This is a genomic window from Actinokineospora baliensis (genome assembly GCF_016907695.1).
Taxonomy (GTDB): domain Bacteria; phylum Actinomycetota; class Actinomycetes; order Mycobacteriales; family Pseudonocardiaceae; genus Actinokineospora; species Actinokineospora baliensis.
On sequence record NZ_JAFBCK010000001.1, the window covers coordinates 4,099,202 to 4,117,937 of the forward strand.

18 protein-coding genes are annotated in these 18,736 nt (G+C 72.0%); 12 read left to right on the top strand and 6 right to left on the bottom strand.

Annotated features, from left to right (window positions below; translation table 11 throughout):
- Position 1: 1 nt before the first annotated feature.
- Positions 2-1,303 carry an amino acid deaminase gene (locus JOD54_RS19020; protein ID WP_307860549.1) on the bottom strand — a complete coding sequence of 434 codons (1,302 nt, stop codon included), beginning with the start codon at positions 1,301-1,303 and terminating at the stop codon, positions 2-4.
- A 244-nt stretch (positions 1,304-1,547) separates the two neighbouring features.
- Between JOD54_RS19020 and JOD54_RS19025 the strand changes: the two genes are divergently transcribed.
- The 6 genes from JOD54_RS19025 to JOD54_RS19050 all read left to right on the top strand — a co-directional run bounded on the left by JOD54_RS19025 (position 1,548) and on the right by JOD54_RS19050 (position 6,038).
- Positions 1,548-2,552: a sugar kinase gene (locus tag JOD54_RS19025; RefSeq protein ID WP_307860163.1), complete on the top strand. Its 1,005-nt coding sequence runs from the start codon at positions 1,548-1,550 to the stop codon at positions 2,550-2,552.
- On the top strand, positions 2,549-3,307 hold the full coding sequence (locus JOD54_RS19030) for an IclR family transcriptional regulator (RefSeq protein ID WP_204451819.1): 759 nt from the start codon (positions 2,549-2,551) through the stop codon (positions 3,305-3,307). Before JOD54_RS19025 ends, JOD54_RS19030 begins: the two co-directional genes overlap by 4 nt.
- A gap of 25 nt (positions 3,308-3,332) precedes the next feature.
- A complete protein-coding gene (locus tag JOD54_RS19035) occupies positions 3,333-3,710 on the top strand; it encodes a RidA family protein (protein ID WP_204451820.1) in 378 nt (125 codons plus the stop codon).
- 77 nt (positions 3,711-3,787) lie between these two features.
- The gene (locus tag JOD54_RS19040; RefSeq protein ID WP_204451821.1) at positions 3,788-4,720 is read left to right on the top strand and encodes a sporulation protein; all 933 of its coding nucleotides are present in this window, start codon (positions 3,788-3,790) and stop codon (positions 4,718-4,720) included.
- 57 nt (positions 4,721-4,777) lie between these two features.
- Entirely contained in the window at positions 4,778-5,146 is a 369-nt protein-coding gene (locus JOD54_RS19045; RefSeq protein WP_204451822.1) for a PPOX class F420-dependent oxidoreductase, read from the top strand.
- Positions 5,147-5,396: 250 nt separating this feature from the next.
- Positions 5,397-6,038: a hypothetical protein gene (locus tag JOD54_RS19050; protein WP_204451823.1), complete on the top strand. Its 642-nt coding sequence runs from the start codon at positions 5,397-5,399 to the stop codon at positions 6,036-6,038.
- On the opposite strand, the gene JOD54_RS19055 is transcribed toward JOD54_RS19050, so the two are convergent.
- On the bottom strand, positions 6,010-6,795 hold the full coding sequence (locus JOD54_RS19055; protein ID WP_204451824.1) for a peptidase M10A: 786 nt from the start codon (positions 6,793-6,795) through the stop codon (positions 6,010-6,012). The two genes, JOD54_RS19050 and JOD54_RS19055, sit on opposite strands and share 29 nt — an antisense overlap.
- A gap of 203 nt (positions 6,796-6,998) precedes the next feature.
- Between JOD54_RS19055 and JOD54_RS35620 the strand changes: the two genes are divergently transcribed.
- Positions 6,999-7,733, top strand: a complete 735-nt coding sequence (locus tag JOD54_RS35620; protein WP_307860164.1) for a response regulator transcription factor — start codon at positions 6,999-7,001, stop codon at positions 7,731-7,733.
- A 521-nt stretch (positions 7,734-8,254) separates the two neighbouring features.
- On the opposite strand, the gene JOD54_RS19070 is transcribed toward JOD54_RS35620, so the two are convergent.
- Both JOD54_RS19070 and JOD54_RS19075 read right to left on the bottom strand, forming a co-directional pair.
- The gene (locus JOD54_RS19070; protein WP_204451825.1) at positions 8,255-9,046 is read right to left on the bottom strand and encodes a peptidase M10A; all 792 of its coding nucleotides are present in this window, start codon (positions 9,044-9,046) and stop codon (positions 8,255-8,257) included.
- A 105-nt stretch (positions 9,047-9,151) separates the two neighbouring features.
- Positions 9,152-9,967: a DNA/RNA non-specific endonuclease gene (locus JOD54_RS19075; RefSeq protein ID WP_204451826.1), complete on the bottom strand. Its 816-nt coding sequence runs from the start codon at positions 9,965-9,967 to the stop codon at positions 9,152-9,154.
- Between the two features lie 378 nt (positions 9,968-10,345).
- Between JOD54_RS19075 and JOD54_RS19080 the strand changes: the two genes are divergently transcribed.
- From JOD54_RS19080 to JOD54_RS19095, 4 genes are read left to right on the top strand one after another with little or no spacing between them, the layout of a single operon-like run.
- Entirely contained in the window at positions 10,346-12,811 is a 2,466-nt protein-coding gene (locus JOD54_RS19080) for a nitrate- and nitrite sensing domain-containing protein (protein WP_204451827.1), read from the top strand.
- A 26-nt stretch (positions 12,812-12,837) separates the two neighbouring features.
- Entirely contained in the window at positions 12,838-13,305 is a 468-nt protein-coding gene (locus JOD54_RS19085) for a roadblock/LC7 domain-containing protein (protein WP_204456379.1), read from the top strand.
- Positions 13,305-13,676, top strand: coding sequence for a DUF742 domain-containing protein (locus JOD54_RS19090; protein WP_204451828.1), 372 nt, complete (start codon positions 13,305-13,307; stop codon positions 13,674-13,676). Before JOD54_RS19085 ends, JOD54_RS19090 begins: the two co-directional genes overlap by 1 nt.
- Positions 13,657-14,253, top strand: coding sequence for a GTP-binding protein (locus tag JOD54_RS19095; protein WP_204451829.1), 597 nt, complete (start codon positions 13,657-13,659; stop codon positions 14,251-14,253). Before JOD54_RS19090 ends, JOD54_RS19095 begins: the two co-directional genes overlap by 20 nt.
- Positions 14,254-14,599: 346 nt before the next feature.
- Here JOD54_RS19095 and JOD54_RS19100 read toward each other — a convergent pair whose 3' ends face one another.
- Together JOD54_RS19100 and JOD54_RS19105 are read right to left on the bottom strand one after the other, a co-directional pair.
- Positions 14,600-15,631 carry a hemolysin family protein gene (locus JOD54_RS19100; protein ID WP_204451830.1) on the bottom strand — a complete coding sequence of 344 codons (1,032 nt, stop codon included), beginning with the start codon at positions 15,629-15,631 and terminating at the stop codon, positions 14,600-14,602.
- The gene (locus JOD54_RS19105) at positions 15,628-16,971 is read right to left on the bottom strand and encodes a hemolysin family protein (protein ID WP_204451831.1); all 1,344 of its coding nucleotides are present in this window, start codon (positions 16,969-16,971) and stop codon (positions 15,628-15,630) included. Before JOD54_RS19105 ends, JOD54_RS19100 begins: the two co-directional genes overlap by 4 nt.
- Positions 16,972-17,609: 638 nt before the next feature.
- Between JOD54_RS19105 and JOD54_RS19110 the strand changes: the two genes are divergently transcribed.
- Positions 17,610-18,710: a tryptophan dimethylallyltransferase family protein gene (locus JOD54_RS19110; protein WP_307860165.1), complete on the top strand. Its 1,101-nt coding sequence runs from the start codon at positions 17,610-17,612 to the stop codon at positions 18,708-18,710.
- Positions 18,711-18,736: the final 26 nt, after the last annotated feature.

Here is an 18,736-nt window from a genome sequence, read left to right on the forward strand (position 1 = left end):
GTCAGAAGAAGGTACGGACCAGGTCCACCACGGTCTCACCGTCGGTCCCGGTGAGCGGCAGCAGTTGCCACTTGTCGAACACCGTGCACGGGTGCGACAGGCCGAGACCGACCCAGTCGCCGACCGCGATGCGGGTGTGCGACCCGACCGAGAGGAACGCGTGCTGGTCGTTGAGCGCGGTCACCCTGGCGTCGTGCAGCCCGTGCGTGCCGGTCGCGGTCCGCAGCACCTGCGGCTCGGGCAGGTCGATGTCGTAGGGCACATCCCGCTTGCCCACCGCCAGCAGCGCCAAGCCCGGCTCCGGCCGGGACACCACCTGCGCCCACGCCCGCAACGCCGACCGCAGCGGCGGGACCGACGACACCCTCGGGTGCGCGCCCAGCGGGGAGATGTCGCGGTAGAAGCCGTCGTCGTGGGTGATGTAAGCGCCGCTGCGCAACACCGGCAGCACGGGCAGCCCCGCGGGCCACGGCGCGGTGAGCGCGTCGGCGACCCGGTCGAAGAACGCGCTGCCCCCGGCGGTGACCAGCACGGTGTCGGTCTCGAACCGGCCGCGCAGCATCGCCACGGTCTCGCGCACCCTGCCCAGGTACGCGTCCACCGCGGCCAGGCTGCCCTCGCCCGCGTCCGGCCCGGCGGGCCCCTCGTAGCCGCCCACCCCGGCCAGCCGCAGCGCCGGGCTGGCGGTGATCGCCTCGGCGACCGCGCGGGCCGTGGACTGGTCGCGCACCCCGGTGCGCCCGCCCGCCATCCCGACCTCCACCAGCACGTGCACCGGCCGGGCCAGCGGCACAGTGGTCAGCGCCTCGGTCATCAGCTCAACGCCGCGCACCGAGTCCACCCAACAGGTGAACTCGAAGTCCGGGTCCGCGGCCAGCTCCCCGGCCAGCCAGGCCAGGCCACCCGGGTCGAGGAACTCGTTGGCGAACAGCACCCGGCTCACCCCGAACGCCCGGTACACCCGCAGCTGCCCGACCGTGGCCGCGGTGATGCCCCACGCGCCGTGCTGGAGCTGGCGGGCGAACAGCGCGGGCGCCATCGTCGTCTTGCCGTGGGGGGCCAGCGCCAGCCCGCGCTCGGCGCACCAGGCGGCCATGGTCGCCAGGTTGTGCTCCACGGCCTCGTTGTCCAGCGCCACCACCGGTCCGGTGAACCCGTCCCGGAACAGGCCGGGCCGCTTGGCCAGGGCCTCGCCGACGGTCAGCCCGAACAGCGCGTGCGGGACGGACTTGAACCGCCAGTCCAGCCGCTCGTCGGCCAACCCGGCCACCGCGTCCTGGTCGATGCGCGCCGCAACCGCCACCCGTGCCCCCTCGTTGTCCGGGGCGTCGGTCGCCCCCGCCGGTGAATCCACCACAACCCAACCGTGCGGTGGTGGCGGCGTCACCCGCCGACCAGGCACTCTGGCGGATCTCACCCCCGGGACGGATCCCGGCCGGACACCAGTTGCGTTGTGCGCAACGGCTAGTGCGCCATGTGATACGCAGTGTGTAGCATCTGCCGGGTACCGGTCAACGGCGCCGGATGCTCTGTGGTGTGGAGGCTGGGTGGGCGACTCTGGTGGCTCGTTGTCCGGGGGCGTGACCGGGGCGCGGGTCGTGTGCCTCGGCGAGACCATGGCCGTGTTCGTGCCCGCCGAAGCGGGGCCCGCCGAGGCGGTCACCGCCTGGACCCGCACCGTCGGCGGCGCCGAGTCCAACGTGGCCAGCACGCTGGCCCGCCTCGGCGTCCGCTCGGCCTGGGTGAGCGCGGTCGGCGCCGACCCGTTCGGCAGGGCCGTGCTGGCCGCGGTCGGGTCCGCGGGGGTGGACGTCAGCGGCGTGCTGGTCGACCCGAGCAGGCCGACCGGCCTCTACGTCAAGGAGAGCGACGCCGCCGGGAGCCCGGTCCGCTACTACCGGCGCGGGTCGGCCGCCTCGGCGATGGGGCCCGACACGCTCGACCGGCTCGACCTCGCGGGCGTCGAGGTCATCCACATCAGCGGCATCACCGCCGCGCTCTCACCGGACTGCCTCGCCCTGCTGTGGGCCGTGGTGGACCTGCCGAGGACCACCCACCAGGTGAGCTTCGACCTCAACTGGCGTCCCGCGCTGTGGGCAGGCGCCGACCCTGCCGTGCTGCGGGAACTGGCCGACCGCGCCGACACGGTGCTCGTTGGCGCGGACGAGGCGGAGACCGTGTGGGGCGCCAAGAGCCCTGCCGAGGTCCGTGCGGTCCTGCCGACGCCGCGGACCCTGGTCGTCAAACAGGGCGCTGTCGGGGCGACCCTGCTGCGCCATGGCCTGCCCGAGGTGTTCGAGCCCGCGCTCGCGGTCGAGGTGGTCGAACCGGTGGGCGCCGGGGACGCCTTCGCCGCGGGGTACCTCGCCGCGGAGCTGGCGGGCTCGTCGCCGGCCAGGGCCCTGCGCTGCGGCCACGTGCGCGCCGCGACCGTGCTGCGCACCCACCACGACGTGGCCGAGCCGCTGGCCGCCGACGTCGTCGACCGGCTGGTCGACGTCGACGCCGCGACCTGGGCCGCCACCGAGCTGACCGGGTTCGGTGACCGGTGAGCCAGAGCCTCGACCGCGCGCTGGTCCTGCTCGACGCCCTCGCCGAGGGGCCGCGCACCCTCGACCAGCTCGCCGAGCACGCGGGCGTGCACAAGACCACCGTGCTGCGGCTGCTGCGCACCCTGGAGTCCCGCCGGTTCGTCCAGCGCGACGGCGCCCGCCACTACCGGCTCGGCACCGCCCTGTTCGACCTGGCCAACCGCTCCCTCGACAGCCGCGACGTGCGCCGCTGCGCCGAACCGGCGCTGCGCGAGCTCAACGAGCTCACCGGGCACACCGTGCACCTGGCCAGCTACGAGGGCGGCGAGGTCGTCTACATCGACAAGTACGAGAGCCGCCACCAGGTCCGGATGTACTCCCGGGTCGGCAAGCGGGCCGCGCTGCACTGCACCGCCGTCGCCAAGGTGCTCGTCGCCGCACTCGACCCCGACCGCCGCCACAAGGTCGCCTCGGAGATCGACTACGTGCCGATGACGGCCAACACCATCACCTCGGCCGAGGTGTACCTGGCCGAGCTCGAGGAGGTCGCCGCGCGCGGGTACGCCCTCGACGACTCCGAGCACGAGGACTTCATCCACTGCGTCGCCGCCCCGGTGCGCGGACAGCGCGGCGAGGTCATCGCCGCGGTGTCGGTGTCGGTGCCGCGCGTGCTGCTCGACCATGACGGCCTGCTCGCCCTGGTTCCGGACCTGCTGCGCGCCGCGCGGCTGGCCTCGGAGGCGTGCGGGCACAGCCAGCCACAACCGCACCAGTGATCCGTGAAACCGTGAAGAGGAACCCATGCCCAGGACCGCACTGACCCCCAACACCGCCCCGTCGGACATCCCGCTCTCGCCGGGGGTGCGCAAGGGCAACATCGTCCAGGTCGCGGGCCAGGTGGCCTTCCACCCGGAGACCGGGGCCGTGGTCGGCACCACCGTCGCCGAGCAGACCGAGCAGACCATGCGCAACGTGCTCGCCGTGCTCGCCGAGGCGGGCGCCACCGAGGCCGACGTCGTGATGTTCCGGGTCTACCTCACCGACACCGCGCACTTCGCCGAGATGAACGCCGCCTACGCGGAGTTCCTGTCCGACCCGCGCCCGGCCAGGACCACGGTCTACGTCGGACTCCCAGCGGGCCTGTTGGTGGAGATCGACGCTTTGGCCGTGCTTGACTGAGAGCAGGGGAACCACGGGGGCCGTGGCGCGTCAGTAGGGGCGAGGAACGGCTCCGGGTTGAGGGGAAAGGGTCAGGGATGGTCTTCAAGAAGATGCTGCGGGCGCTGGGGGTCGGCGGTCCGTCGGTCGACACCGTGCTGTCGGACTCCCGCGTGCATCCCGGTGGGGTGCTCACCGGCGAGGTCCGCATGCTCGGCGGTGACGCCGACTCCGACATCGACTACGTGGCGCTGTCGCTGGTCACCAGGGTCGAGCGCTCCGACGACAGCGTGGCGCCCGTGGAGTTCGACCGCGCGGTCGTCGCGGGCCGCTTCAGCCTGCCTGCCGGGCAGCAGCGGTCCATCCCGTTCCAGCTGCCGGTGCCGTGGGAGACCCCGGTGACCGAGGTGTTCGGCCGCCACCTGCACGGCATGGCGCTGGGCCTGCGCACCGAGCTCGCGGTCGCCAAGGCCGTCGACAAGGGCGACCTCGACCCGGTGCACGTGGTGCCGCTGCGCTCGCAGGAGGCGGTGCTGGCCGCGTTCAGCCAGCTCGGCTTCCAGTTCAAGACCGCGGACCTGGAGGCGGGCCGCATCCACGGCGTGCACCAGCAGCTGCCCTTCTTCCAGGAGATCGAGTTCTACCCGCCCGCGCACCTGGCGCGCGGTATCACCCAGGTGGAGCTGACCTTCGTCGCCGAGCCCGGCGGCATGGCCGTCGTGCTGGAGGCCGACAAGCGCGCGGGCCTGTTCACCGCGGGCGGCGACGTCTACGGCCGCTTCCACGTCAGCCACGCCGACGCCGAGCGCACCGACTGGCGGGCCAACATCGAGCAGTGGCTCACCCAGGTCGCAGGCCGCCGCTCCGCCCACGGCTCGCACGGTGCCCACGGCTTCCACGGCGGCGGCCACCACAGCGGCCCCGGCGTCGGCGGCGTCGTGGCCGGTGCCGCGGCGGGCATCGTCGGCGGCATGGTCCTCGGCGAGGTCTTCGACGAAATCGGCGACTTCTTCGGCGGCGACGAGGACTGAGTCCGGTGTGGCCGGGGGGTGCGCGGTGTCCGCGCACCCCCCGACTACGTTCGACCCATGTCGCCCGAGTTCCTCGCCTTCTGGCAAGAGCGCCACCTGTGCACCCTCACCACCCTGCGCCCGGACGGCACTCCGCACGTGGTCCCGGTAGGCGCCACAGTGGACGGTTGCCTGGTCCGCGTGATCACCGACGGCGGATCGGCCAAGGTGCGCCACATCCGGGTCAACCCGTGGGCCGTTGTGTCGCAAGTGGACGGTCGCAGGTGGACGTCCATCGAGGGCCCCGCCCGCGTTCTCGACGACCCGGCGGAGGTCGAGCTCGCCGAGGCCCGCTACGCGACCCGCTACCGGGTACCCCGGGTCAACCCCAACCGGGTCGTCATCGAGGTGACCATCGAGCGGGTGCTCGGCACCGTCCAGCCCTAGGCCCGCTACTCCTTCGAGAGGGCGGAGCTGGTCTGCTGTTCTGGCTCGTGGACGGTGGGGATCCGGACAAGTGGCCGGTTGTGTTGTCGGATCTCAACTACGACCACTGGGAGGAGTTCGACGGCACGGCGGTCGACATCCTCTCCGCGTTGGTGGCGGGTGAGCTACCCAGTCAGATCTTGTCGCGATCAGAGGGCGCTGAGCCCTATCGCCCGCGGCAGGCCCGATCGGATGCGCACGGGAGCCTGTGGTGAGCGCTGTCGCGGAGTTGGCGAGAGTGGTGGGGTGGGACGGGGCGTCCTACGCCGTCACGGACTGGGACGTGGTGCACCAGGGGCTCGGGTTCGAGTTGCCCGAGGAGTACCTGGAGCTGCACCGGGTCTTCCCGCCGGGGGAGTTCTGGAGTCCTTCCGGTGACGGTGTGATCGTGCAGCCGCCGTACCGGGTTGATGGGGTTCCGGTGTTGCAGCGGCAGTTCCGCGTCGAGCTGGACGAGTTGCGGCAGTGGCGGGACGAGCATCCCGAGGACGTTCCGGATGCCGTGTTCCCCGAGCCCGGCGGGCTGGTTCCGTGGGCGCGGGGGAGCAGGCCGGTGCTGTTGTGGGACCCGTCGGCGTGGACGGTGGTTGTTTCCAGTGGCGGCATCTGGCGCTTCGACGACGACCACCCCGTTCTGGAGCGGTTCGCGATGAGCGCCGTGGAGTTCCTGGTCGGGTACCTGACCGGGGACATCCGCAGTGTGCTGCTCGACCCGGAACCGGGGCCTGGTGGGCAGCCCCGGTTCCGGCCGTTGCCGAGCGACGAGTGGGAGCGGATGTCGGCGGTGCGTGGGCCGACGGTGCGCAAGATCTCGTTGCGGGGAACTACTTCTTCGAGGTTCCCGCGGCCTTGAGGCCCGCGAGGTCACCGGCGCCCAGGAGCCTGCGGGAGGTGTCGCAGGGCGCGCTGGATGGGGTCATGGTCTGCGCGGCGTTGCGGACCTGGTCCACGTGCGCCAGTCCCGCGGTGTGCAGGCGCTCGTGGGTCATCGTGGTCTCCAGGTCGTAGAGCTGGCCGGAGCAGTTGGCGGGCTTGGTGGTGAACCAGGTGTAGACCACGTTGTCGATCAGCGCGTCCGAGGCGATCACCACGCCCTTGGCGTTGAAGAACGTGCACGTGTAGGCCAGCACCTTCGGCGGCAGCGCGCCCCAGCCGGTCACGCTCTTGCCGTCGTTGCCGGTGCAGGTCAGGTCGCTGGCGACCTGCGGCTTGATCTTCTCGGTGCCCGCGTACTTGTAGGCGGTGGTCAGGCCGCTGGTGATCCCGCACCGGTTGAGGCCCTTGGCGACCGTGTCCCCCGAACTGGTGATCGCGGCCAGTGCATTGCTCGCGATCGCCGGTGGGGCGCCGTCGCCGTTGTAGTACCAGTTGTAGGTCCCGCTGACCTTCCACGTCTTGAGCGCGTAGCTGCTGTCGGAGCAGGCGGTGTCCTCCGTGGGCGCTGAGGCGCCCGCGTACTGCGCGTCGTCCTCGTCGGCGGCGTAGATCGCCTGCCCCACCACGAACACCTGCTCCTCTTCGACCCCGGGCGACCCGGGTGCGCTCGGTGCCGCCGCGACTCCGGCGGCGAGTACCACGGCGAGGGCGACGGTGACCTTGCTGCGGCGCATGACAGTAGTCCTTCCTCGAAAATGTGGCGTGGGTCACTATGGCAGCCAGCTTGACACCGCTGGGGAGCGGGAGAGTTGAGCGGATAGTTGCCGTTCGGTTGCGCAACGTGGCCACCTGTGGGTGACAACCGTGTTGTGCGGGCCGGTTGGTGGGGAATTACCGTGGCTGACGCGGGCCCGTCGGGGAGCCCGCTGCGGAGGGGGTGAGCGCGGTGGTGTCCCGGATCCTCGCGGTTGACGACGACCCTGATTCCCTGGTGGTGCTGCGGGTGCTGTTCGACGGCGCCGGGTACGGCGTGCGGTGCGCCCGCGACGGGCGGACCGGGCTGCGCGCCCTGCTCGAGTACCGCCCCGAACTGCTGGTGCTCGACCTCGGCCTGCCCGGGTACGACGGCCTGGACGCCTGGAAGGTGCTGCACCGGGTGCGCGAGCTCGCCGACCTGCCCATCCTGCTGATCGCCCGCCACCACACCGTCGCCGACACCGTCCGCGCCCTGCGCGCGGGCGCCGACGACGTCCTCGCCACCCCGTTCGCCCCGCTCGAACTGCTCGCCAGGGTCGAGGCCCTGCTGCGCAGGACCGGCCGCGACACCACCACCCTCGACGCCGTCTACGACGACGGCGACATCCGGGTGGACCCCAGGACCCGCCTGGTCACCGTGGACGGCCGCGAACTGGAGCTGACCGGGACCGAGTTCCGCCTGCTCACCGTGCTGGTGCGCAACGCGGGCGCCGCCCTCACCCTCACCGACCTGCTCGCCGCCGTCTGGGACGACCCCACCGGCATGGCCACCGACCGCGTCAAGTTCGCCGTCCTGCGCCTGCGCCGCAAACTCGGCTGGGCGGGCAACAACGCCCCCCTCAGCGCCGTCCGGGGTGTCGGCTACCGCTACCGCCCCCGCGGCGTCCGCCGCTACAGCCCCCTGACCTCCGTCTGACCGCTTCCTTACGCCCGGCTCGCCCCGACTGTCTCCGCCGCGCGCTGAAACACCCGCCCCGGGAGCGCGGCTACCCTTCGCGCCGACCGCGCCCACCGCGCCCACCGCGCCCACCGCGCCCACCGCGCCCACCGCGCCCACCGCGCCCACCGCGCCCACCGCGCCCACCGCGCCCACCGCGCCCACCGCGCCCACCGCGCCCACCGCGCCCACCGCGCCCACCGCGCCCACCGCGCCCACCGCGCCCACCGCGCCCACCGCGCCCACCGCGCCCACCGCGCCCACCGCGCCCACCGCGCCCACCGCGCCCACCGCGCCCACCGCGCCCACCGCGCCCACCGCGCCCACCGCGCCCACCGCGCCCACCGCGCCCACCGCGGATGGGCAAACCCACATCGGCCGCGCTCGGCAGCAAGTGGTCCGAATCCCGTGTCCCGGCTCCGTTCAGCGGCGATCACAGCCCCCGGACATGGCTGTGGCCCACTCCCGAGCCGGGGGAGTGGGCCACGAGCCGTCAGGCGTTAGCGGGTCGCGCGGGCGGCGAGGGCCTTGAGGCCCGCGTAGTCACCGGCGCCGAGGAGGCGGCGGGAGGTGTCGCAGGGGGAGCTGGCCGGGGTCATGACCTGGGCGGCGTTCTTGGCCTGGTCCACGTGCCCGAGACCGGCGGTGTGCAGGCGCTCATGGGTGAGGGTGGTCTGCAGGTCGTACTGCTGGCCGGTGCAGTTGGCGGGCTTGGTGGTGAACCAGGTGTAGGCCACGTTGTCGATCAGCGTGTCCGAGGCCACCACGGCGCCGCGGGCGTTGTAGTAGGTGCAGGTGTAGGCGAGCATCTTCGCGGGCAGGGCGCCCCAGCCGGTGACGGACTTGCCGTCGTTGCCGGTGCAGGTGCCGTTGGTGGCGATCTGCGGCTTGACGGCGGTGGTGCCCGCGTACTTGAAGGTGCTGCCCGCGATCGTGGGCTGGCCGCAGCGGTTGGTGGCCTTGGCGACGGTGTCGGTGGCGGCGGTGATGGTGCCCAGCGCGGTGCTCGCGATCTTGGCCGGGACGCCCGCGCCGTTGTAGAGCCAGTTGAGCGAGTTCACCTTCCACGTCTTGAGCGCGTAGGTGCCGTCGGTGCACGAGGTGTCGGCGGTGGCCTTGGTGGTGGAGCCGGTGGCGGCGTCGCCGCTGACCGCCTCGTCGTAGGTGTAGGCGGTCGCGACCAGGTACAGCTCGCTGTCGTCGGCGGCGTCGGCGACCGGCTGCTCGGCGAGGATCACGGCGCAGGCAGCGAGAACGGTGGCCAGTGCTGCGGTCATCTTGCTGCGGCGCATCTGAGGTCCCCTTCGGCTCTTGGCTTGATGGGACAAGCCTCAGCCGCGCGGGGAGCGCGCCGGTTGTGATCACGGGTGTGATTCGGGTGCCGCGAGAACCGCTGGTCAGGACCAGGAGATGTCGTCCGCCGAGTCCAGCGGCGGCCGTTCGTCGAGCCCGGCGGCGACCGGTGCCGCGGTGTCGGCGGCCACCAGCGCGGGCGGGAAACCCAGTGCCAGTCGGGGTTCCAGCTCCGCGAGCGGCACCTGGTAGACCCGGAACTCGGCGAAGTCCAGGCTCTCCAACCGGTTCAGGCTCTGCGTCAGCACGAACGCGCTCGCTTTGAGCGCCCCGGCCTGCACCGACGCGATCACCTTCCAGAACTCGCGCGGCAGCAGCACACCCCGGTAGGCGCGGTCGTCGTCGCCGAGCACCGGGCCGCCGAACACGCTGACCCGCAACCGGTCCACCTCGACGTCGGCGTAGAGCGCGTCCTCCAACCGGCCCCACAGGCCCGCGCGCACGCTCTGGTTGAAGTCGTCGACCTGCGGGGTGATGTTGGTGAAGTAGAACGAGTCGCGGTTGGCCCGCTTGGCCTCCGCCTCGGTGCCCCACAGCAGGTCCGCCCGCCGCGCGAGGTGCCCGCGGTCGAGCCGGTTGCCCTGGTACACCTCGTCGCCGACCTGGGCGGCCTCGGGCAGCCGGGGGTCCTTGACGAACGGGATGCCGGTGCGGGCCAGTTTGCGCAGCCCGCCGCCGTCGACGTTCCACGCCACCCAGTACGCGAACCGCCGCGACGCGCTCAGCGCGAGCGAGAAGTGCGTGTAGTCCACCCGGGTCGACCCGTCGAGCCGCACCGCGTCGGCCTCCGGTCCTGGGCCGAGTTCGGGGACCGGCAGCGGTACGCCGAGGAAGTCGGGGTCGTAGCCGGGGGCTGCCATCGGGGGCTCCCTTCCGCCGCGAGGGGGTGGGTGAACGGTCCCGCCGCCCGCCCCCGGTTGGCAAGACCCGGGGATCACCGGCGCCCGCCAGGCCGCCCGGGTGGGCAACCCTGCGTGCCCGCCCGGCGGGATTGGTCCACCGCCCCGCCGCGGCCGGGGGACGCCGTACGCCCCGACTACCTGCTGTTCGCCGGGCCCGCCATCCCAGGACACGGACCGGTCACGTCCGCTTTCGGGTGAACCGGTACGCTCCAATCTTGCGTACCGCGTGTGATCGCTGGCGCTGAGTTAGATTGATCTTGTTTGGATCGGGTCTGTCACTCGCCGGGGCGAAACCCGCCTGGTGGCGTCAGTGGCAGCCGACAAGTGTGGAGAGCTGTGAAGCGGAACAGCGGGTCGCCCGCGAAGTCGACCACGACGATCCGGTCCCGCCTCACCGGCGTCGTGGTGGTGCCCAGCGTCATCCTGCTGGTGATGTGGGCGGTGTTCTCGTCCTACACCGTGTTCGACGGCATCTACCTCAAGGCCGTCACCAGCGGCGTCAAGGACGCCTCCATCCCCGCGGTCGACACCTTCGCCGCGCTGCAGCGCGAGCGGCAGCTGACCATGACCGTGCTCAGCTCGGCCAACCCCGACACCCTCGCGCTCAAGACCCAGCAGCAGACCACCGACAAGGTCGTCCAGGAGCTGCGGGTGGCCCTCGACGGCCTCTCCGCCAACGCCCCCGCCGAGGTCAACGCCCGCGTGCAGGCGCTCAACCAGGCGCTGGCCCCGCTGCCGCAGCGGCGCGCCCAGGTCGAGTCGGGCCGCGCCAACTCCGCGGAGATCTACAGCTACTACAACGGCGTGCTCGACGCCGGTACCGCGCTGTTCGACACCCAGGCGCGCATCGTGCCCGACCCGGTCGTCGTGCAGGCCGGTCTGACCGCCACCGACATCTTCCGCGCCGCCGACCGCATGTCTCGGGCCTCGTCGCTGGGCGCCGCCGCGCTGACCGCAGGCGCGTTCACCGCCGACCAGCACGTCGAGTTCGCCAACCTGGTCGGCTCCTACCGCGCGACCGTCGCCAACGCCGCCTCCGTCGGCACAGACGACGTCAAGGCGCACTACCAGCGGCTCACCGGCGCCGAGTCCTGGCTGCGGTTGACCGCCGCGGAGAACGCGCTGATCGGCGCCGCGCCCCGGCTGGGCGACACCGGTGGTCGCCGCGCCGAACCGGTCGCCATGCCGGTCGCGGCCGCGGAGTGGGAGGCGATCACCCAGAGCGCCTCGGAGGAGCTGATCAAGCTCGCCGTCGAGCAGGCCACCGGCGGTGTCGAGCTCGGCCTCGACCGCGCCGACCAGAAGTTCTTCGAGGTGATCATCGGCAGCCTGATCGCGCTGCTGGCCGTGGTCACCGGCATCGTGCTCGCCGTGCGCATCTCGCGCAGGCTGGTCAACAAGGCCCTGGTCACCCGCCTCGACCAGCTCAAGAACGACTCGCTGCAGCTCGCGCACGAGAAGCTGCCCGGCATCGTCGACCGGCTGCGCCAGGGCGACCGGGTGGACGTGGGCGCCGAGGTGCCGCCGCTGGACTACGGCACCGACGAGATCGGGCAGGTGGCCGACGCGTTCAACGCCGCCCAGTACACCGCCATCGCCGCGGCGGTGAAGGAGAGCCAGGCGCGCGAGGGCGTCAACCGGGTCTTCCTCGGCATCGCCCACCGCCACCAGGGCCTGGTGCACCGCCAGCTCAAGATCCTGGACAAGATGGAGCGCGAGGAGGAGAACCCCGAGCACCTCGACTCGCTGTTCCAGCTCGACCACCTCGCCACCCGCGCCCGCCGCAACGCCGAGAACCTGATCATCCTCGCCGGTGAGCAGCCCGGTCGGCAGTGGCGCAAACCGGTGCGGCTGCTCGACATCCTGCGCGCCGCGGTCGCCGAGACCGAGCAGTACGTCCGGGTCAGGGTGCGCCAGGTGCCCGATGTCGCGCTCAACGGCGTCGCCGTCGCCGACACCATCCACCTGGTCGCCGAGCTGGTCGACAACGCGGCCTCGTTCTCCCCGCCGCGCTCGCAGGTCGAGGTGTACACCAGCCAGGTCTCCGGCGGGGTCGTGGTGGAGATCGAGGACCACGGGCTGGGCATGACCGCCGAGGACCGCGAGCAGCACAACCAGATGCTCACCCACCCGCCGGAGTTCGACGCGATGGCGCTGCGCGGGGAGTCGCGCCTGGGCCTGTTCGTGGTCGCCCGGCTCGCCGCCCGCCGCGCGATCCGCGTCGAGCTGCGCGAGTCGCCCTACGGCGGCACCGTCGCGCTGGTGTTCATCCCCTCCGACATCGTCGCCGACACGCCCGACTTCGTGCCGGAGTCCGACGCGCCGAGCCCCCGGCCGCGCAAGGCGCTCGACCGCGCCCCGGCCCCGGTGCTCGACAGCGAGGCGGTGGTGGCGCCGCCGCAGCGCGGCATCGACAAGTTCTGGTCCGACGCCGGTGACGACCTCACCCGCGCGGAGGCGGAGGTGGCGGCGCAGTGGCCGCTGACCGACGAGGAGGCGCCGGAGCACCCGGCCGCCGTGGCCGGGAACGGGGTGGGGGACTCGCCGCACACGGACAACGGGCACCGCGACGGCGCTCGCGCGGACGGAGCCGGGACCGAGGGGGAGCGGCCGGTCCTGCCGCGCAGGCAGCGCCAGCAGAACCTGGCCCCGCAGTTGCGCGACGACCCGCTGCTGCCGGACTGGGAAGCCGACGCCGAGCCGGAGCAGAACGAGCAGACCGCGAAACGGGTCCGCGACACGATGGCCGCCTTCCAGCGCGGGACCAAGCAGGCGCGGCGGACCGATGGAGCGCAGCAGTGAACCCCCCGGGTGCGGCCGCGGGGTTGATGGTGGGGACGACGGGGAAGGAACAGCCGAAGGTGAACGACAAGATCGGTCAGGACCACCAGCTGAACTGGCTTTTGGACGACCTGGTCCGCCGGGTCGTGGGGATCCGCCACTCGGTCGTGCTGTCCGCGGACGGGCTGCTGCTCGGCCGCTCCGCCGAGCTGTCCAAGGACGACTCCGAACACCTCTCCGCGATGGCCTCGGCGTTCCAGAGCCTGGCCCGCGGCACCGGCAGGCAGTTCGGCGGCGGCCAGGTGCGCCAGACCATCGTGGAGATGGACCACGCGTTCCTGTTCGTCACCGCCGCCGGTCGCGGCGCCTGCCTGGCCGTGCTCGGCGAGGAGGACGCCGACGTCGGCATGATCGCCTACGAGATGAACATGCTGGTCAAGCGGGTCGGTGCCCACCTGGCGTCCGCCCCGCGCGGCGGCGCCCCGGTCACCGTGCCCGGCCGTCGGCCCTCGTGATGTCCGGCGAGGCGGACTGGTGGTTCGACGAGGCGGCCGGACCCCTGGTCCGCCCGTACGCGATGACCAGGGGGCGCACCCGGCCCAACGCGCCCAACCTGAACCTGGTCACCCAGGTCCGGGTAGCCCGCCCGCCGTCGGACCCCTCGACGCTGAGCCCGGAGCACCTGCAGATCATCGATCTGTGCACGGTCCCGCTCTCGGTCGCCGAGGTCGCCGCCTACCTCAACGTCCCGCTCGTGGTGGTCAAGGTCCTGCTCAGCGACCTGATCGAACGCGGCGACGTGCAGGCGGGCGCGCTGTTCCAGACCACGGAGATCAACGACACGAAGTTGCTGCAGGCGGTACTCGATGGCATTCGGAGGATCTGAACAGGTGAGCGACACCCCGGTGGTCCCCACCTCAATCAAGATCGTCGTGGCAGGCGGCTTCGGCGTCGGCAAGACCACCATGGTCAACTCGGTGAGCGAGATCCCCCCGCTGCGCACCGAGGAAGTCCTCACCGAAGCCAGCGTCGGCGTCGACGACATGCGCGGCATCGAAGGCAAGGAGACCACCACGGTCGCCCTGGACTTCGGCCGCATCACCATCAACCCCCAGGTCGTGCTGTACCTGTTCGGCACCCCCGGTCAGAACCGCTTCTGGTTCATGTGGGACGAACTGGCCCACGGCGCCCTGGGCGCCATCGTGCTGGTCGACACCCGCAGGCTCGACTCCAGCTTCCCCTCCATCGACTTCTTCGAACGCCGCGACATCCCGTTCATCATCGCGGTCAACGGCTTCGAGGGCTCCTGGGAACACACGGCGGACGAAGTCCGCCAAGCCCTGGACATCGCCCCCACCGTCCCCATCATCAACTGCGACGCCCGCCTCAAGCAGTCCAGCAAGGACGTCCTGGTCGAGCTGGTCCAGTACACAATGGACCTCCTCAACAAAGCCCCCGTCTAGCCGCACCCACCCCGGCCCCCGAACCCGGCCCACCGAGCCAACCCACCAAAGCAACCACCCGAGTCAGCCCACCCAAACCCAACCCACCGAGCCAGCCCCGCCAGCCCGACCACTGGACACTCGGAGTCGCTGGTGCCAACTGCTCGATGGGGTGGATCTGTTTTGTGTGGGGGTGCGGCGTCCGTAGCGTTGTGCGCGGACAGGGCCATGCTTTTCGGCCCCGGCTTTGCGGTCCTGCCACGGGCGTCGTAGGGGCCCCACGCAAAACAGGTCCACCGCATCGAGCCTGCACTTAAATCGCGGATCCAGTGCAAGGCGCGAAGCGACGAGCCGACCCCCAAGCGCCTCAAGCGTCCGTCTCGTCCTCAAACTCCCCGAGGATCTCCTCCAGCAGATCCTCCAACGCCGCCAACCCCACAACCTCCCCACCAGCCGCCACCAACGCCAACTGCGCCCGTTCCCCCCGCATCCGCCCCACCGCGTCCGCCGCGCTCAACTCCGCGCCCAGCACCAGCGATGGCGTCATCAACTCCTCAGCCGTAGCCGAAGCCGCTGACATCGTCGCCCGCACCGCGTCCCGCACGTGCACCAACCCAACAGGTTCCCCGCGCGCGTCCAGCACGAACAACCGCGACCGCCCGCTCGTCCGGCACACGTCCTCGATCTCGCCGACCGACGCCGTCGAGTGCACCGCGACCATCGCCGACCGGGGCGCCATGACCTGCCGGACCGTCGTCTGCTGTGCTTCGAGCACGCCGGAGAGCATCTGGTGCTGTTGTTCCGGCAGCAGCCCGTGTTCCCGCGATTCCCGCAACAGCATCCGCAGGTCGTCCGGCCCGTGCGCTTGGGCGACCGTGTCCTGCGGCTCGACCTTCACCGCGCGCAGCGTCGCGTTGGCGAGTCCGTTGAGGACGGTCAGCACCGGGCGGAACACCCGGGTGAACGCGCGGAACGGCAGGGCCAGCCACTGGGCCGACCGTTCCGGGTGGGAGATCGCCCAGGACTTCGGGGCCATCTCGCCGATCACCATGTGCAGGAACACCACGATGGCGACCGCGAGGACGAAGGCGATCGGGTAGCTCCAGGCCTCCGGCAGGCCCAGTGCGGTGAACAGCGGGTCGAGCAGGTGCGCCACCGCGGGTTTCGCGAGGGCGCCGAGGCCGAGGGTGCACAGGGTGATCCCCAGTTGCGCGCCCGCCAGCATCACCGACAGTTCGCGGGTGCCCGCGACGGCCGCCCGCGCGGCGCGGCTGCCCTCCGCGGCGGCTTCCTCGAGCCGGTGGCGTTTGCTGGCGACCAGGGCGAACTCGGCCGCCACGAAGAACGCGTTCGCGACCAGCAGCACGAACGACACGAGAAGAGCGGGTCCGGTGCTCACGCCGACACCTCCGAGCGGACCGACACCAGCACCGTGCGCGGGACCCGGCGGTGCACCTCGGTGACCGACACGACCGCTGTGCGCGGGCCGTCGTCGAGGTCGTCGGCGGCCAGGGCGACCTCGACCTCCACGTGGTCGCCGGGCCGGGGGACCCGGCCGAGGTGCTGCATGACCAGGCCGCTGACCGTGTCGTAGCCGGTGCTCTCGGGCAGTTCGATCCCGGTGACCTCGGCGACCTCGTCGACCCGCCAGCGGGCGGGCACCGACCAGGACCCGTCGGCGTGCGCCACGGCCTGCACCTCCATGTGGTCGTCCTCGTCGAGGATCTCGCCGACGACCTCCTCGGCGACGTCCTCGAAGGACACCACGCCGGCGAAGCCGCCGAACTCGTCAACCACGCAGGCCAGTTGCCGGTGTTCGGCGCGCAGCCGCTCGAGGACCTCGGGCAGCGGGAGGCTGTCGGGCAGGAACAGCGGGGCGACCGCGATGTCGCGCACCGGGGTGCTCGCCCGGTCGCCGGGCGCCACGGTCAGCACCTCGGCGATGCCGACGACCCCGATCACGTCGTCGACGTCGGAGCCGACCACCGGGAACCGGGAGCGACCGGTGTCGAGCAGTTCGACCACCCGGACCGTGGGCTCGTCGGCGCGCAGCAGGTGCACGTCCACGCGCGGCGTCATCACCTGACCCGCGGTGAGCGCGCGGAAGTCGAGGCCGCCCTCCAGCAGCCGCGTGGTCCCGGCGTCGAGGTGCCCGCCCTGGCGGGACTCGCCGATGATGCCGCGCAGGTCCTCGGCGGTGGCGCCCTGCGGCAGCTCCTCGATCGGTTCGATGCCGACCGCGCGCAGCAGGCGCGTGGAGACCGTGTCGAACAGCCGGATCAGCGGGCCCGCGACCGCGAGGTAGATCAGAGTGGACCGGCTCAGCGAGCGGGCCAGCGCCTCCGGCTTGGCGATCGCCAGGTTCTTCGGCGCGAGCTCGCCGAAGACCATCTGCACCGCCGTGGAGAACAGCAGGGCCACCACCAGCGACAGCGCGGTGCTGACCCCGGCGGGCAGCCCGGTGAGGCCGAGCAGCTCGGCGGTGCCGTCGCCGAGGAAGGGCTCGGAGACGTAGCCGACCAGCAGCGCGGTCACCGTGATGCCGAACTGGGCGCCGGAGAGCACGAACGACAGCCGCTGGGTGACCCGGTAGGCGCGTTCGGCCGCCTTGTCGCCGTCCTCGGCGAGCTGGCGCAACCGGTTGCGGTCCACGGCGACGTAGGCGAACTCCTGGGCGACGAAGTAGCCGGTCGCCGCGGTGAGCAGCAGGACGGACAGGACGCCGATGAGGATCAGCACCGGCCCTCCGGGGTGGTCACGGTCGGGCGCGGGGCTTGGCGAGTCGTGAGCCGGGCGTGACCCGGCTCGGGACTGCAGCCATCAGTCGAACTCATGCCCGCCACGCTAACACGGTGTCCGTTTCGGCGGGCGCCACCGGCGGGCCGCGCCACCGTCCACCATGGACTTACGAGGAGTCCGCCCCGGCCGCGGTGTCCACGCGCACCCCGATCGGACCATCGGAGGGCCCACGTGACGAAGATCGCTCCTCGCGCGCCCGTGCGTACGCACGGTCACCGGGGCACGCGGGCGCACGCGCCCCCGTTGATCACCGGTGGACCGGTCCGCCTCGTCCACCGCGGCTGTCGACACTGCTCAGTGGATCGCGCACGCGGTACGGCAAAAGTGGTGAGTTGTTCACAAAGTGAATTGCTTCACAGGTGCCCCGCCGCTTTCCGGCGACCCTCCGTGGTCAGCGCATTGTCACTAGCATGGTGCACACAATACGGCAACAGCGGATGTCGGATCCTTTCCTCATTTACGCTCAGTCAGTGCGTGTTGGAAGTGGATCACCGCGTTGGCGGTAGTGGCTGGTTCGTATTCACCCGTACGTTGCCTGAAGTCGTCGGTGTCGTGAATGGCTGGGTAGGGGTCTGCGAGTGAGGATCACGCGGTCGGGAGCGGTCTCGCTCAACGAGCACACCGGGGCCCAACTGCGCCGGTTGTGTGCGGTTGTGGGCTTGGCCGAGCGCGCCGACGAGGTGGCCTCGGTGCTCGCCGACATCCTCGGCCCCTCCGGTGACCGGTCGCTGGCCGACCCGGTGCCGTGGCGCTCCGATGTGGCCGATGACCACACCCCGGTCGAGTACTCCATCGCGTTCGAAGAGGACGGTTCGCACACGCTGCGGCTGCTGGTGGAAGCGGGCGCGCGCGAGCCGAGCCCCTCGGCCAACCTGCTCGCCGCACTGGCCGCGCTGGACCGGTTGGCGCAGCGCTACCCGTTGTCGTTGGACCGTTTCGCCGCGGTGCGCGAGCTGTTCCTGCCCGCCGAGCCGCGCGGGGTGTTCGCGCTCTGGTTCTCCGTCGTGGTCACGAAGGCGCGGGTCGCGGTCAAGGTCTACCTCAACCCGCAGGTGCACGGCCGCGCCGCGGCGCCCGGTCTGGTCGCCGCGGGCCTCGAGCGGCTCGGCCTGACCACCGCCTGGTCCGACCTCGGCGCGCACGCACCCCGGCCGGGGTCCACATTGGACCGGTTCTCCTTCTTCGCGCTCGACCTCGACGACACCCCGCGGTCGCGGGTCAAGGTCTACCAGAGCCACTTCCGCGCCGGGCAGCGCGAACTGGGTGTGCTCGGCGCCGCGTGCCCGCTCACCGACGCCGACGTGCTGGCCCACTTCACCGCGACCATCGGCCGCCGCGACCGCTACGACGGGCGCCCGCTGGTGACCAGCCACATCTACCTCGCCGGCCACGAGCGGCCGCGCGGGTTCTCCGTCTACCTGCCGGTGCGCGACTACGTGCGCGACGACGTGGTGGCCCTCGCGCGGACCAGGACCCTGTTGTCCGCGCACGGTTTCGACGCGACCGTCCTCGACGACGCGGTCGCCGCGGTGACCGGCAGGCCGCTCGCGGCCGGGGCCGGTCTGATCGCGCACGTGTCGCTGCGCATGGGCAGCCCGCGCCCGGGGGTGACCGTCTACCTCTCGGCCGAGGCGTACGCGGTGCCCGTGCCGTGCGTCGCGGCGGTCGGTGCCGCGTGAGCCGTCGGAAGCAGGGGAAACCGCCG